Here is a 14,545-nt window from a genome sequence, read left to right as displayed (position 1 = left end):
CACTTCCATATCTGGAATCAAGGTGTTAGGAAACAGAGATGACATAGAAGGTTTAGCAAAAAAATATAGTATTGATCTAATTCTAATAGCAATACCGGGTTTGAAGGACCAAGATAAAAAAGAAATCATAAGAATATGTAGCAATACAAAAGTAGAAGTAAAGACAGTGCCTGGAGTTTATGAGTTTATTGGTGGGACCTTAACCTTAAATCAAATTAGAGATGTGGATGTTAAGGATCTATTAGGTAGAGAACAAATAAAACTAGATCATGAAGGAATTTCAGAATATTTAAAGGACAAAAGAGTGCTGGTAACTGGTGGAGGAGGGTCCATAGGATCTGAACTTTGCAGACAAATAACTCAGTTTAAGCCAAAGGAGCTAATGATACTGGATATCTATGAAAACAATGCCTATGATCTTCAAATGGAGCTACAAAGAAAGTATCCAAATTTGAAGTTAAAGATTTTCATAGCATCAGTTAGAGACAAAAAGAGACTAGAAAGCATATTCGAAGAAAATAAACCAGAGGTAGTTTTTCATGCAGCAGCACATAAACATGTGCCACTTATGGAAGATAATCCAACGGAAGCTATAAAGAACAATGTATTTGGCACATTAAATATGGCAGAATGCGCAGATAAATATAAGGTTAAAAGATTTGTACTAATTTCCACAGATAAGGCAGTGAACCCAACTAATATTATGGGAGCTACTAAAAGAATGTGTGAAATGATTGTACAAGCTCAAAACAAAATAAGTAACACAGAATATGTGGCAGTACGGTTCGGAAACGTTTTGGGAAGTAATGGTTCAGTAATCCCTCTATTTAAAAAACAAATAGCTGAAGGGGGACCAGTTACCGTTACAAATAAAAATATAACAAGATTTTTCATGTTGATTCCAGAAGCTGCTCAACTAGTGCTTCAAGCTGGTGCTTATGCAAAGGGTGGGGAAATCTTTGTACTGGATATGGGTAAGCCAGTAAGAATATATGATTTAGCGCTGGATCTAATAAGACTTTCAGGGTTTGAGCCTCATAAGGATATAAAAATAGAAGTCACAGGACTGAGACCTGGAGAAAAGCTTTTTGAGGAGCTGCTAATGGCTCAAGAAGGACTGCAAAAAACAGGACACGACAAGATATTTGTTGGGCAACCAATCTTCAGTGATATGGAAGAATTAAAAAATAAATTTAATGAGTTAAGAGAAATAATCAATGGAGAAACCCATTGGAAGGTGGCAGAGAAGATTGAGGAAATTGTGCCAACTTATGTGAGAAAGACCGAGGAACTTATAGCTGCTGCGGATGCCAGTTAGGAAGTTTTTAATGGACTCAGCTCAAAGGTTATTTTATTGGGGTATTTATTTTATTTTTATCAAGGACATTATAGGGTATTCAGTAATTGAGTGATGAGAGGGTATGGTTTGAGATAGATAAGAAGGGCAATAAAAGGGGTTTATAATTTAATAAATAGTCACAATTATTACGTGTGTTTATGGTTAAGATTCGATGAATTTGAGAATAAAGTGATGAAGAATAGATAAGGGGTAGATAAAATGATGGTTAAAGAATTAAGGAATATTCCTTTCTCCCCACCGGATATTACGGATGTAGAGATAGAAGAGGTTGTACAAGCGATGAAATCAGGGTGGATAACAACGGGCCCAAGGACAAAGCAATTTGAGCGCAATATAGCTGAATATATTGGAGTAAATAAAGCTGTATGCTTAAATTCTGCAACGGCAGCTATGGAACTTACCCTTCGTATTTTAGGTATAGGACCTGGAGACGAAGTTATTACTTCTGCTTATACCTATACTGCATCAGCTTCTGTAATACACCATGTTGGAGCTAAAATTATATTGGTTGATACAGCACCTGATTCTTTTGAGATGGATTATTCAAAGCTTGCTGATGCTATTACAGAGAAAACTAAAGCAATCATTCCAGTTGATATAGCAGGGAAGATGTGCGATTACGATATCATATATGAAGTTGTAAAAAGTAAGAGGGAATTATTTAAAGCAACTAATAAAATTCAACAACTATTTAATAGAGTAATGGTGGTAGCTGATGCAGCTCATGCCTTTGGGGCAGAAAGAAAAGGAATGAAATGTGGACAAGTGGCGGACTTTACTTCATTTTCATTTCATGCAGTGAAAAATCTTACAACCGCTGAAGGTGGTGCAGTTGTTTGGAGAAATGACTTAGGCTTAGATGATGAATGGCTTTACAAACAGTTCATGTTATATAGTCTTCATGGTCAATCAAAGGATGCATTAGCAAAGACACAAAAGGGCTCATGGGAGTATGACATTATTTATCCAGCTTTTAAATGTAATATGACAGATATTTTAGCTGGTTTTGGATTGATGCAGTTAAGTAGATATGAAGGCCTAATGGAAAGACGTAAGGTAATAATAGAGGCTTATGATAAAGCACTGCCAGAAATAGGAGTTGAAAGCTTAAAACATTATGGAGAGGATTTCGCTTCTACAGGTCACCTCTATTTATTAAGAATACCTGGGATAAGTGAATTTGAGAGAAATGAAATCATCATAAAGATGGCTGAAGCCGGTATTTCAACAAATGTTCACTATAAGCCATTACCTATGTTTACAGCTTACAAGAACTTGGGGTTTGACATTAAGGATTATCCAAATGCTTATAAGCAGTATGCTAATGAAATTACGCTTCCACTTCACACTTCACTAAGTGATGCGGATGTGGAGTATATTTGTAGTAGTTTGCAGATGGCCATGGACGAAGTTTTAAATACAGAGGTTGCGATAGCACAGTAGGGGTGAGCGGATGTATAAAAGGTTTTTCAAAAGAATGTTTGATTTGATTTTTTCTATTATAGCGCTACCCTTCTTGTTTGTTATATTAACAATTATTGGACTTATTATTTATATTGAAGATAAAGGGACAATTTTTTATAATGCACCACGTTTAGGCAAGGATGGAAAGATATTTAAAATGTATAAGTTTCGTTCTATGAAAATGAATGCACCTGATATTAGAAATGAAGACGGATCAACTTTTAATTCAGAAGATGACCCAAGATTAACTAAAATAGGGAAGTTTATAAGAAAGACAAGCATTGATGAGACTCCACAACTTTTAAATATTATAAAGGGTGAAATGAGTATTATTGGACCTAGACCAGATTTGCCAGAACACCAAAAATTATATGAGGGCAATGAAGTTCGCAAGTTAGAGGTTAAGCCTGGGGTTACTGGGCTTAATCAAGCTTACTATAGGAATACAGTGCCATGGAAAGAAAGAATTCAACATGATATTTACTATATTGATAATTTATCTTTATGGCTTGATATAAAGATATTCTTTAAAACGGCTATATCAGTTTTGAAACGTGAGGATATATACTTAATTGAAAATAGTGTAAAGGTTAGCCGTAAATCAGGAGTAGATTTGTAGGAGGTGAAGTATTTATGAAAAATAACAAAATAGAAAATGCAGCAACCTTCTACGAGTTGAAATGGGATACAGATTACTTTGGCGTGAATTGTGCCAAAGCTATCTTATATAAATCTCTAACATTAGTTGAATGGAACAATCTAAAGGATAGATTTAAGGACTTTCAGTTTATTTCAATTGAAAACAGAAACTCCGAACCCGTTAATGCACAGTTTATTGGAAAAGATACCAATGCATTTTTAGCTGATGTGAATATACAGTTCAAGAAGAAATTAGAGGTTCAGTATAAAATAATGGAAAACATCTCTTTTCATCAAGCGATGAAAAGAGATGAGCATGTTGTCGAAATAGCAGAATTTCAATTCTCAAAGTTTACTGAAGATCCTGAATTAGCTATGCGCGGAGGAAATCAAGTGTATTGTCAATGGTTGATAAATTCATTTGAGAAACTAGGAAAATATTATGCTTTATCTAAGAATGAGAATGGTGAGGTTAATGGATTTTTACTACATTCGTATTCAGATAATGCTTGTGTGGTAGAGCTTATTGCCGTATCAAAAAATTCGGCATATGGTGGTATCGGGAAAAATCTGTTTAAAGCATTAGAGTGTGTTGCATATGAGCGAGGTTGCAATGAAATAAGAGTTGGTACTCAAGTGAGAAATCTAGGGGCAATTAATTTTTATCATAAAGTAGGATGTAAACAAGTAGGATGTCATCAGATTTATCACTTGTGGAATCTATAGAGAACCCAATAGGGTGTTTATTAAGGGTTAAGGAGACTGAAAATATTGAGGATATTATACATTGCTACTTCATTTCCAGAACCGAATAGAGGAGCTACAATATATACAGATTTAGCCGAGGCACTAAAGGAAGATGGACATGATCTAATAGTAGCTGTCTCTGAACAAGCAAGGAATAAGAAGAATACTGGAATGAAGAAAGAACGAGGTTTTGATGTTCTTCGGATAGTAACTGGTAATTACTATGATGTAGGACTACTTGAAAAAGGAATAACAGCATTAAAAATCCCAATTTTGATGAAAAAGAGTATATCAAAGTATCTGAGAAATGAAAAATTCGACATGATTTTATTCGAAGCACCTCCAGTTACAAATGCAGGATTAGTAGAATGGGCTAAGAAGAAATTTAATTGCCCTGCTTATTTAATGCTAAAAGATATATTCCCACAAAATGCAGTAGATTTAGGTATTATGAAAAGAAACAGTATTATTTTTAAATACTTCATGTCAAAAGAAAAAAAATTATATAGAACAGCAGACATTATTGGGTGCATGTCGCAAGAAAATAAAAATTATGTAATCAAACATAACACATGGTTAGATATAAATAAGGTAGAAATTTTTCCAAATACAAAGAAATTAACTTTTGATATTAAAAGCGAAGAATTTCCTATGCGAAAACGGTATGGTATTCATAAAGAAGCCTGTGTTTTTCTTTTTGGAGGAAATATGGGAAAACCACAGTATATAGATCTTCTATGTAAAACAGTAAAAGAATGCAAAGATGAAGAAAATATATATTTCCTCTTCATTGGAAGGGGAACAGATAGATATAAATTAGAAGAAATAATTAAAAATAGTTATGTAAAAAATGCTTTGGTAATTGAAAATTTGTCTAGAGATGAATATGAGCAAATAACAAAGGAATGTGATGTAGGGTTAATTGTACTTGACCCTAGATTTACAATTCCTAATTATCCATCAAGAATTTTATCATATATGGAGTATGCTAAGCCAGTATTGGCTGCGACTGATAAAGCAACAGATTTCAGACAGTTAATTGAAAATGCACAATGTGGCGAATGGGTTTGGTCTGGTGACTATAATTCCTTTATAACAAAAATTAAAGAAATGGCTGTAAGCAAAGAATTATCGGTTAAAGGGGTTAACGGACGCAAATACATTGAAGATAATTTTAGGGTTGAGTATTCTGTGAAAATATTAAAAAACAGTTTAGCTAGTAGAAAGGGGTAATTAATATGTTTAAAAATAAAACTTTACTGATAACTGGGGGAACAGGTTCCTTTGGTAATGCTGTCATGAAAAGATTTTTACATACTGACATTAAAGAGATACGTATCTTCTCGAGAGATGAAAAAAAACAAGATGATATGAGAAAGCTATTTAATAATGATAAACTTAAATTTTATATCGGAGATGTACGTGATTTATCAAGTGTGAAAAATGCAATGTATGGAGTTGACTATATTTTCCATGCAGCAGCACTCAAGCAAGTTCCATCTTGTGAATTTTTCCCTTTAGAAGCTGTGAAGACAAATGTATTAGGTACAGATAATGTTCTTACAGCAGCAATAGAGTGTGGAGTAAAGAAAGTTATTTGCTTATCTACTGATAAAGCTGCCTATCCAATTAATGCAATGGGAATTTCAAAGGCTATGATGGAGAAAGTATTTGTTGCTAAATCTAAGACTGTGGATCCCCAAAGAACACTTATATGTGGTACTAGATATGGAAATGTTATGGCATCAAGAGGATCTGTCATACCACTATTTGTTGAGCAAATAAAAAATGGACAGCCACTAACAGTTACAGACCCAAATATGACAAGATATTTGATGAGCCTTGAAGAGGCTGTTGAGCTTGTTGTGTTTGCATTTCAAAATGCTGAAGCTGGGGATATTATGGTACAAAAGGCTTCAGCATCTACTATAGGAGATTTAGCACAAGCAGTTAAGGAACTATTTAATGCTGATAATGAGATAAAAATAATGGGGAGGCGTCACGGAGAAAAGCTATATGAAACACTTCTTACTAGAGAAGAATATATTGTAGCGGATGATATGGGTGGATTTTTTAGGGTCCCTGCGGATAAAAGGGAACTTAATTATGATAAATATTTTGTAGATGGTGATCAAAAGCTATCCGGTGTGGAAGATTATAACTCTAATAATACAAACTTATTGACTATAGAACAAATCAAAGAAAAGTTATTATCGCTTGATTATATAAGAAAAGAATTAGGATATATACCCGTTGAGGAAGAGGCTGCAGTTACTATTAATAAGGCTGAATAAAAGGAAGGGGTGGTATCAATAATGAAGATACTAGTAACCGGTGCAAGGGGATTTGTAGGGAAAAATCTTATTGCAGAACTAAATAATCGAAAATATACTGATATCTTTAAATATGATATAGATACTAATCCTGCTTTACTAGATGAGTTTTGTAAGGAAGCAGACTTTGTATTTCATCTTGCTGGAGTCAATAGACCAAAAGAGCAATCACAATTTATGGAAGGTAATTTTGGTTTTACATCGACTTTACTAGATACTTTAAAGAAATATAATAATATATGCCCAATTACGATTTCATCGTCTATTCAGGCTGAACTCGATAATCCATATGGAAAGAGTAAAAAGGCTGGAGAGGATTTACTTTTTAGATATGGTAAAGAGACAGGAGCAAAAGTGCTAGTATACCGATTTCCTAATGTGTTTGGGAAATGGTGTAGGCCAAACTACAATAGTGCTATAGCAACATTTTGTCATAATGTTGCTCATGATTTGCCAATAGCGGTGAATGATCCTGATGTTACAATGAACTTAATTTATATAGATGATGTAGTAAAAGAATTAATAAATGCATTAAAAGGTAGTGAAAATATTGTTGGTGATTTCTGTGAAGTTCCAATAGTTCATACAGTTACTCTTGGAAAGAGTGTTGATTTAATTTATTCGTTCAAAAAAAGTCGCGGAGAAAGAGTCATTTCAAATATGTCAGATGTATTTACAAAGAAACTTTACAGTACTTATTTAAGTTATTTACCAGAAGATAAATTTAGTTATGAGCTTAAAATGAATGTAGATGATAGAGGATCTTTTACTGAGTTTATAAAAACTCCAGATAGAGGTCAAGTTTCAGTGAATATATCAAAATCAGGAATAATAAAGGGAAACCATTGGCATCACACAAAAAATGAAAAATTCTTAGTAGTTAGTGGTAATGGAGTTATTCGTTTTAGAAAAATTGATTGTGGTGAAATCATTGAGTATTTTGTTAGTGGAAATAAGTTAGAAGTGGTGGATATACCACCTGGATATACCCACAATATTGAAAATCTCGGGAAAATTGATATGGTCACTATTATGTGGGCCAATGAAAGTTTTGATGCTGAGAAACCAGATACTTTTTATTTGGAGGTATAGTTTATGAAGAAACTAAAGGTAATGACAGTTGTAGGTACTAGACCAGAGATTATTAGACTATCAGCTGTTATTAATAAGTTGGAAGAATCAGAAGCAATTGAGCACGTTTTAGTTCATACAGGGCAAAATTATGATTATGAATTAAATGAAGTATTTTTCAAGGATTTTAATTTAAGAAAGCCACAATATTTTCTTAATGCAGCTACGGGAACAGCAGTTGAAACTGTAGGAAATATTCTTATAAAAATAGATCCTGTTATGGAAGAAGTTAAACCAGATGCATTTTTGATACTAGGAGATACCAATAGTTGTTTATGTGCTATTGCAGCCAAGAGAAGACATATTCCTATATTCCACATGGAAGCTGGAAATAGATGTTTTGATCAAAGAGTACCGGAAGAGACAAACAGAAAAATTGTAGATCATATATCAGATATTAATTTAACATATAGTGATATCGCAAGAGAATACTTACTAAGAGAAGGCCTACCAGCTGATAGAATTATAAAAACAGGAAGCCCAATGTTTGAGGTTATTAATTCTAGAAAAGATGATATTGAAAGTGCAACTGTTCTTCAGCGATTAGAACTTGAAGAAGGTGAATACTTTGTTGTATCAGCACATAGAGAAGAAAATATAAATTCAGAAACAAACTTCTTCAATCTAGTCGAAAGTTTGAATGCTGTGGCAGAAAAGTACAATATACCTGTAATAGTAAGTACACATCCTAGAACTAAAAAAATGATTGAAACTAAAGGAATTGAATTTAATTCATTAGTAAAGGTAATGAAACCTTTAGGGTTCAATGATTATGTAAAGTTACAGATTAAAGCAAAGGCAGTACTCAGTGATAGTGGAACCATTAGTGAAGAATCATCCATACTTGGTTTTAGAGCACTTAATATAAGACAAGCCCATGAAAGACCAGAAGCAATGGAAGAAACATCAGTTATGATGGTTGGTCTAAAAAAAGAGAGAATATTACAAGGGTTAGAGGTGCTTGAGACACAACAAAGAAATACATTAAGCCAAGTAGCTGATTATAGCATGCCTAATGTATCTGAAAAGGTGCTAAGAATAATATTATCATATACAGATTATGTAAATAGAATTGTGTGGCAAATGTAGTGAAAGGTGGATTACTTAAATGAGCCTATATGAAGAGATTAAAGATAAGCAAGAAAAAATTTCAATAGTTGGACTAGGTTACGTTGGAATGCCAATAGCAGTTGCTTTTGCAAAAAAAGTTGATGTTATTGGGTTCGATGTTAGTGAAGCAAAAATTGACTTATATAAATCAGGCTTTGATCCAACAAAAGAGGTTGGAGATGAAGTTATTAAAAGCACAACAGTAGAATTCACCTCAGATGAAGAAAAACTTAGGCAAGCTAAGTTTCACATTGTAGCAGTACCAACACCTGTAAATGCAGACCATACGCCAGACCTTAATCCTGTAGAATCAGCTAGCCGAATTCTTGGTAGAAATCTTGCAAAGGGATCTATTGTGGTTTATGAATCTACCGTTTACCCTGGTGTTACAGAGGATGTTTGTGTACCAATTCTAGAGAAAGAATCAGGACTAAAGTGTGGTATAGACTTTAAAATTGGATACTCACCAGAACGTATAAATCCGGGAGATAAAGTGCACCGTTTAGAGACTATTGTAAAGATTGTATCTGGTATGGATGATGAAACTCTAGATATTGTTGCAAAGGTTTATGAGTTAGTAGTAGAAGCAGGCGTGCATAGAGCGAAAAGTATTAAAGTGGCAGAGTCTGCTAAAGTAATAGAGAACTCTCAAAGAGATATTAACATTGCCTTTATGAATGAACTTTCTATTATTTTTAATAAAATGGATATTGATACAAAGGATGTACTTGAAGCTGCAGGAACCAAATGGAATTTTCTGAAGTTTTATCCAGGGCTAGTAGGAGGCCATTGTATAGGTGTTGATCCTTACTATCTTACATATAAAGCAGAGGAGATGGGATATCATTCTCAAATTATTTTGTCAGGAAGAAAAATTAATGATGATATGGGTAAATATGTAGCGGAAAACACAGTGAAAAAAATGATAAAAGCAAATAAGCAAATAAATGGATCAAAAGTAGCTATTTTCGGAATTACTTTTAAAGAAAACTGTCCCGATGTGAGAAATACAAAAGTGACAGATATTATTAATGAATTAGAAGAGTATGGAATAGAGGTAAAAGTAGTAGATCCAGTAGCAGACAAGGAGGAATTGTGGCGTGAATATAGAATTAAATCATGTAATGTTGATGATTTAACAGATGTAGATGCAGTTATATTTGCAGTTCCACATGAAGAGTTTAAATCAATTGAGCTAAAAGATGTAAAGAATATGTTTAGACAAATGAGAAGCATAGAGTCAGATGTAATGGGTGAAGTTGCAATGACATTTGAATTTAATAGTAATATTAATACCCATGGCAATGTGTTAATTGATGTTAAGGGAATTTTCAATCGACAAGAAGCAGAGAGTATGGGCTACTTATATTGGAGGTTATAAAATGAGTTATGAAAATATAAGATTTCCAGAAGAAGCTAAATTCTTAGTTACAGGAGCTGCTGGTTTTATTGGCTCTAATTTAGTGGAAGCATTACTAAATTTAGGATACCAAGTAAGAGGATTAGATAACTTCTCAACTGGGAAGAGAGAGAATATAAAGTTATTTCAAAGTAATTTAAATTTTGAGTTTATAGAGGGCGATATTAGAGATATAGATACTTGTACTAGAGCATGCAATGGAGTAGACTATGTTTCCCATCAAGCTGCATGGGGGAGTGTTCCACGAAGTATTGAGATGCCTGTTCTTTATGAAGAAATTAATATAAGGGGCACATTAAATATGTTAGAAGCAGCTACACAGTGTAAGGTAAAAAAGTTTGTGTATGCATCAAGTTCATCGGTATATGGTGATGAACCTAATTTACCCAAAAAAGAAGGAAGAGAGGGGAATATACTCTCTCCATATGCTCTTACAAAAAAAGTTAATGAGGAGTATGCAAAACTTTACTCAAGAGTCTATGGTTTACAAACTATAGGATTTAGATATTTTAATGTTTTTGGTAGGCGACAAGATGCTAATGGATATTATGCAGCAGTTATTCCTAAATTTATAAAAGCACTGTTAAATGATGAGTCTCCAAATATTAATGGTGATGGTAAACAATCAAGAGATTTTACTTATATAGAAAACGTCATAGAAGCAAATTTAAAGGGAATGATATCTCCTAGTCATGTCTCTGGGGAAGTTTTTAATATTGCTTATGGTGGACAAGAACAGCTGATAGATTTGTACAATAGAATTTGTGAACTTTTAGATAAAGATATTGAACCTCTCTATGGACCTGATAGAGTTGGAGATATTAAGCATTCAAATGCAGATATATCTAAGGCTAGGGAACTCTTAGAATATAATCCAGAATATAGTTTTGCAAGAGGGTTAGAACTTGCTATTGATTGGTATAAGGAGAGCTTGTAAATATGAACATTTTGCTGATATCACCTTTACCTCCTCCTGCTGGGGGAATTGCAACATGGACAAAATGTTATATGGATAGTGAAATGGGTAAAAAAAATAATATTTTTATAGTTAATACAGCTGTTAAAGGTAAAAGGGTTAAAGAGTACACTAAGCGAAGTTTAGTTGAAGAACTTAAAAGAACTCTTAATATTATTTCAGAACTTAAAGAACAATTAAATAGAAATAAGATAGATATTGTTCATCTTAATAGTCCTTGCGGAAAATTTGGGGTAATTAGAGATTATATTTGTGCTAGAATAATTCGTAAAAGTAATGTAAAGCTTGTAACACACTTTCGATGTGATGTATCTTATCAGGTTAAAGGTAAATTGAAACTATTTTTTTTCGCAAAAGTGGTGGAACTATCCGATCTAGTTCTAACTTTAAATACAGTATCAGAAACCTTCATATATGATAAGTGTAGTAAAAAAGCAATAACAGTGCCAAACTTTATTTCTGATAAATACTTAAATGTGCTAAATATAGAGAGAAATTATTCTGACAAAATAAATAATGTTTTATTTGCTGGATATATTATAAAAAGTAAAGGATGTGCAGTGATCTACGAATTAGCTAAAGTTTTTCCAAGTATTAACTTTACTTTGTTAGGACATGTGAGTGATGAGTTTAAAAGAATGGCAAAACCAAGCAATGTACATTTATTAGGTGAAGTAACATCATCACACGTAATAGATGAAATGCTAAAGTCAGATGTTTTTTTATTTCCATCGCATACAGAAGGCTTTCCAAATGTGATTTCCGAGGCTATGGCATGTGGGCTTCCAATAATTTCAACACCTGTAGGGGCAATACCTGACATGCTCGAAAATAGAGGGGGTATTGTTGTTCCAGTAAATGATCTAAATAAATTTATTGATGCAATGAATAAATTACAAAATAAAAGTTTAAGAAGACAGATGTCTTGTTGGAATAAAAATAAGGTTCAAAGACAATATACAATTGATAATGTTATGGATAATATTTTTAACTTGTATGAAAATATAATTTCTTAAAATACATATTTTTCATAATTTTCAAGTGTATTTATTTTTAGTAACGAAAGAATTAATAAATTGTAAAAAGTGATATATATAATAGAAACTAAATTCTAAAATATTATTTTAGAAGACAGAGTATGTTTTAGGTAAAGGAGTTGTGCAATTGGATATTGTGATAATAACATATAATAAATTTCCTGATGGTGATGCGGGTGCAATTAGACAGTATACATTTGGACAAGTATTTAAAGAATGTGGATATAATACATTTTTCATTGGTATGGGTAAGTCTACAGGTTTAAAAACGAAAATATATAATGGTTTCAATTATATATCTTTAAGATTAGATTCATCTGGTACTCTGAATAAACTAAGAAATTATTTTGGATATAAAAAGCGATTGAAAAAAGCTCTAGAAGAATATACGGATGAAAAAGGTTCTATAGATGTCTTGCTTGTTATAGATATTCCCATTGATGCGCTTTTTTTTATAAAAAAATATGCAAAAATAAATAAAATTCAACTTATACATGATAGTGTAGAATGGTATTCTCCGGAACAATTTAAACTGGGAAAACTTGCAATCCCATATATTTTAAAAAATTATATGAATAAAGTTTGGATTAATAAGCAATTTAAAGTAATAGCAATAAGTAAGTTTCTTAAAAATCACTTTATAAATCGAGGGATAAATACTATACGAATACCTGTAATGTTAGATATAAAAAATACTGCGCATAATAAACAACTAAAGAATGAGAAGTTAACTATTGTTTATGCTGGATCACCTGGTAAGAAGGATTATTTAAAGGAAATAATTGATGGACTAGCACTATTAACCTCTGAAGAATTATCCAAAATTGAATTTCGAATTATAGGATCAACAAAAGAACAAATTATAACTGATACTGGCATTGAAAGACAAGTAATCGATAATATGGGTGAAAGTGTAAAAATATTGGGGAGAGTATCCCGTGATACTGTACTACAAAACTTAGAACAAGCTAATTTTACTGTGCTTATGCGGTCACCAATACAGAGATATGCTAAGGCCGGTTTTCCTACAAAAGTAGTAGAAAGTCTTGCAAGTGGAACACCCATAATCTTGAATTTGACTTCAGACTTAGATAATTATATTACTGATATGGTAAATAGTATAATTATTGAAGCATGTGATGCACAGGGATTTAGCACAGCAGTAAAAAAAGCTTTAAATTTAACACATGAACAATGGATACAAATGTCAATTAAAGCGCGAGAATGTGCAGACCGATATTTTGATTATAGAAATTATATAAAAGAAATCAAAGAATTTCTTGGAGAGGAAGTTTGATAGATGGATTACTTTGATGTACCTGTAGTTGTATTTTTTTTCAAGAGAGAAGAAAAGACTATAAAGGTAATAGAACGGATAAGCGAAATAAAACCTAAAAGGCTATATTTAATAAGTGATGGCCCTCGAAATGATGAAGAGGCAACTAGAGTAAGAATATGTAGGGAGTTAGTTGAAGCAGCCATTACTTGGAACTGTGAAATTATAAAGAATTATGCTGAAGAAAATAAAGGTGTCTATGATAGGATAGGATTAGGGGCTAAGTGGGTATTATCTAGGGAGGAATATGCCATTTTTTTAGAAGATGATAACCTCCCCAATAAATCCTTTTTTTGGTTTTGTAGGGAAATGCTCGTGAAATATAAAAATGATAGCCGAATTTTATGGATTTGTGGAACTAATTATTTAGGAAAGTATCAGCCAGAAGACCAATCAAGCTATGTTTTTACTAAACATATGCTACCATGTGGTTGGGCTTCATGGGCAAATAAGTTTTCGAAATACTACGATGGTGATATGAAATTATGGGATAATACTTATGTAAGGAAAAGAGTTCTAAAGGAATTTTCATATAGGCCATTAGCAAAACAAATGTATAGTTTATGGGAAGGAATGTATAGAAAAATAAAAAGTGGTGAGAAACCTGGGACATGGGATCATCAAATGAGTTTTACTCAAAGGAGTCAAAATTTATTTGCCGTTGTGCCAAAGTTTAATCTAATTGAAAATATAGGTGTGGATTTAGATTCTGAGCATGGAGGAACAAGTTATAAAAATAAAATGACTCAGAGATTTTGTGGCATACCAACTTTTGAATTAGAGTTTCCTTTGACTCATCCACAAGGTTTTTTTATCGATAAAAAATTTGAAGCAAAAAACGATAAAATTATATGCCTTCCAATAAGTTACAGGATAAAAGGTAGTATTATTATGCTGATTAAAAAAGCATTTGGAATGGACGTATATATGTCTTTTAAGCAACAATTCAATGTAAAGAAGTAATTATTTAATCACTATAAGAATATATTACC

13 protein-coding genes are annotated in these 14,545 nt (G+C 32.5%); all 13 read left to right on the top strand.

The window, feature by feature from the left end; all coding sequences use genetic code 11:
* On the top strand, nt 1-1,318 hold a 1,318-nt coding region (locus RR409_RS17115), incomplete at its 5' end, for a nucleoside-diphosphate sugar epimerase/dehydratase (protein ID WP_332558986.1).
* Between the two features lie 240 nt (nt 1,319-1,558).
* Entirely contained in the window at nt 1,559-2,803 is a 1,245-nt protein-coding gene (locus RR409_RS17110; RefSeq protein ID WP_332558985.1) for a DegT/DnrJ/EryC1/StrS family aminotransferase, read from the top strand.
* Between the two features lie 10 nt (nt 2,804-2,813).
* On the top strand, nt 2,814-3,443 hold the full coding sequence (locus RR409_RS17105; protein WP_332558984.1) for a sugar transferase: 630 nt from the start codon (nt 2,814-2,816) through the stop codon (nt 3,441-3,443).
* A 14-nt stretch (nt 3,444-3,457) separates the two neighbouring features.
* Complete coding sequence (locus RR409_RS17100) at nt 3,458-4,189, top strand: GNAT family N-acetyltransferase (protein WP_332558983.1); 732 nt, start codon at nt 3,458-3,460, stop codon at nt 4,187-4,189.
* A gap of 45 nt (nt 4,190-4,234) precedes the next feature.
* Nucleotides 4,235-5,443: a glycosyltransferase family 4 protein gene (locus RR409_RS17095; RefSeq protein WP_332558982.1), complete on the top strand. Its 1,209-nt coding sequence runs from the start codon at nt 4,235-4,237 to the stop codon at nt 5,441-5,443.
* A gap of 5 nt (nt 5,444-5,448) precedes the next feature.
* Nucleotides 5,449-6,504 carry a polysaccharide biosynthesis protein gene (locus RR409_RS17090; RefSeq protein WP_332558981.1) on the top strand — a complete coding sequence of 352 codons (1,056 nt, stop codon included), beginning with the start codon at nt 5,449-5,451 and terminating at the stop codon, nt 6,502-6,504.
* 21 nt (nt 6,505-6,525) lie between these two features.
* A complete protein-coding gene (locus RR409_RS17085; protein WP_332558980.1) occupies nt 6,526-7,635 on the top strand; it encodes a capsular polysaccharide biosynthesis protein CapF in 1,110 nt (369 codons plus the stop codon).
* A gap of 3 nt (nt 7,636-7,638) precedes the next feature.
* Nucleotides 7,639-8,763 carry a UDP-N-acetylglucosamine 2-epimerase (non-hydrolyzing) gene (gene wecB, locus RR409_RS17080; protein WP_332558979.1) on the top strand — a complete coding sequence of 375 codons (1,125 nt, stop codon included), beginning with the start codon at nt 7,639-7,641 and terminating at the stop codon, nt 8,761-8,763.
* A gap of 19 nt (nt 8,764-8,782) precedes the next feature.
* Entirely contained in the window at nt 8,783-10,165 is a 1,383-nt protein-coding gene (locus tag RR409_RS17075) for a nucleotide sugar dehydrogenase (protein WP_332558978.1), read from the top strand.
* Nucleotide 10,166: 1 nt separating this feature from the next.
* Nucleotides 10,167-11,141, top strand: coding sequence for an SDR family oxidoreductase (locus RR409_RS17070; RefSeq protein ID WP_332558977.1), 975 nt, complete (start codon nt 10,167-10,169; stop codon nt 11,139-11,141).
* Between the two features lie 2 nt (nt 11,142-11,143).
* Nucleotides 11,144-12,196 (top strand): glycosyltransferase family 4 protein, encoded by a 1,053-nt coding sequence (locus RR409_RS17065; RefSeq protein WP_332558976.1) that lies wholly within the window; start codon nt 11,144-11,146, stop codon nt 12,194-12,196.
* Nucleotides 12,197-12,353: 157 nt separating this feature from the next.
* Nucleotides 12,354-13,514, top strand: a complete 1,161-nt coding sequence (locus tag RR409_RS17060; protein WP_332558987.1) for a glycosyltransferase — start codon at nt 12,354-12,356, stop codon at nt 13,512-13,514.
* A 3-nt stretch (nt 13,515-13,517) separates the two neighbouring features.
* Entirely contained in the window at nt 13,518-14,516 is a 999-nt protein-coding gene (locus RR409_RS17055) for a glycosyltransferase family 2 protein (protein WP_332558975.1), read from the top strand.
* Nucleotides 14,517-14,545: the final 29 nt, after the last annotated feature.

The sequence above is a fragment of the Clostridium sp. genome, assembly GCF_036642255.1.
Taxonomy (GTDB): domain Bacteria; phylum Bacillota; class Clostridia; order Clostridiales; family Clostridiaceae; genus Clostridium_J.
This window is presented reverse-complemented; position numbering and strand designations above follow the sequence as displayed.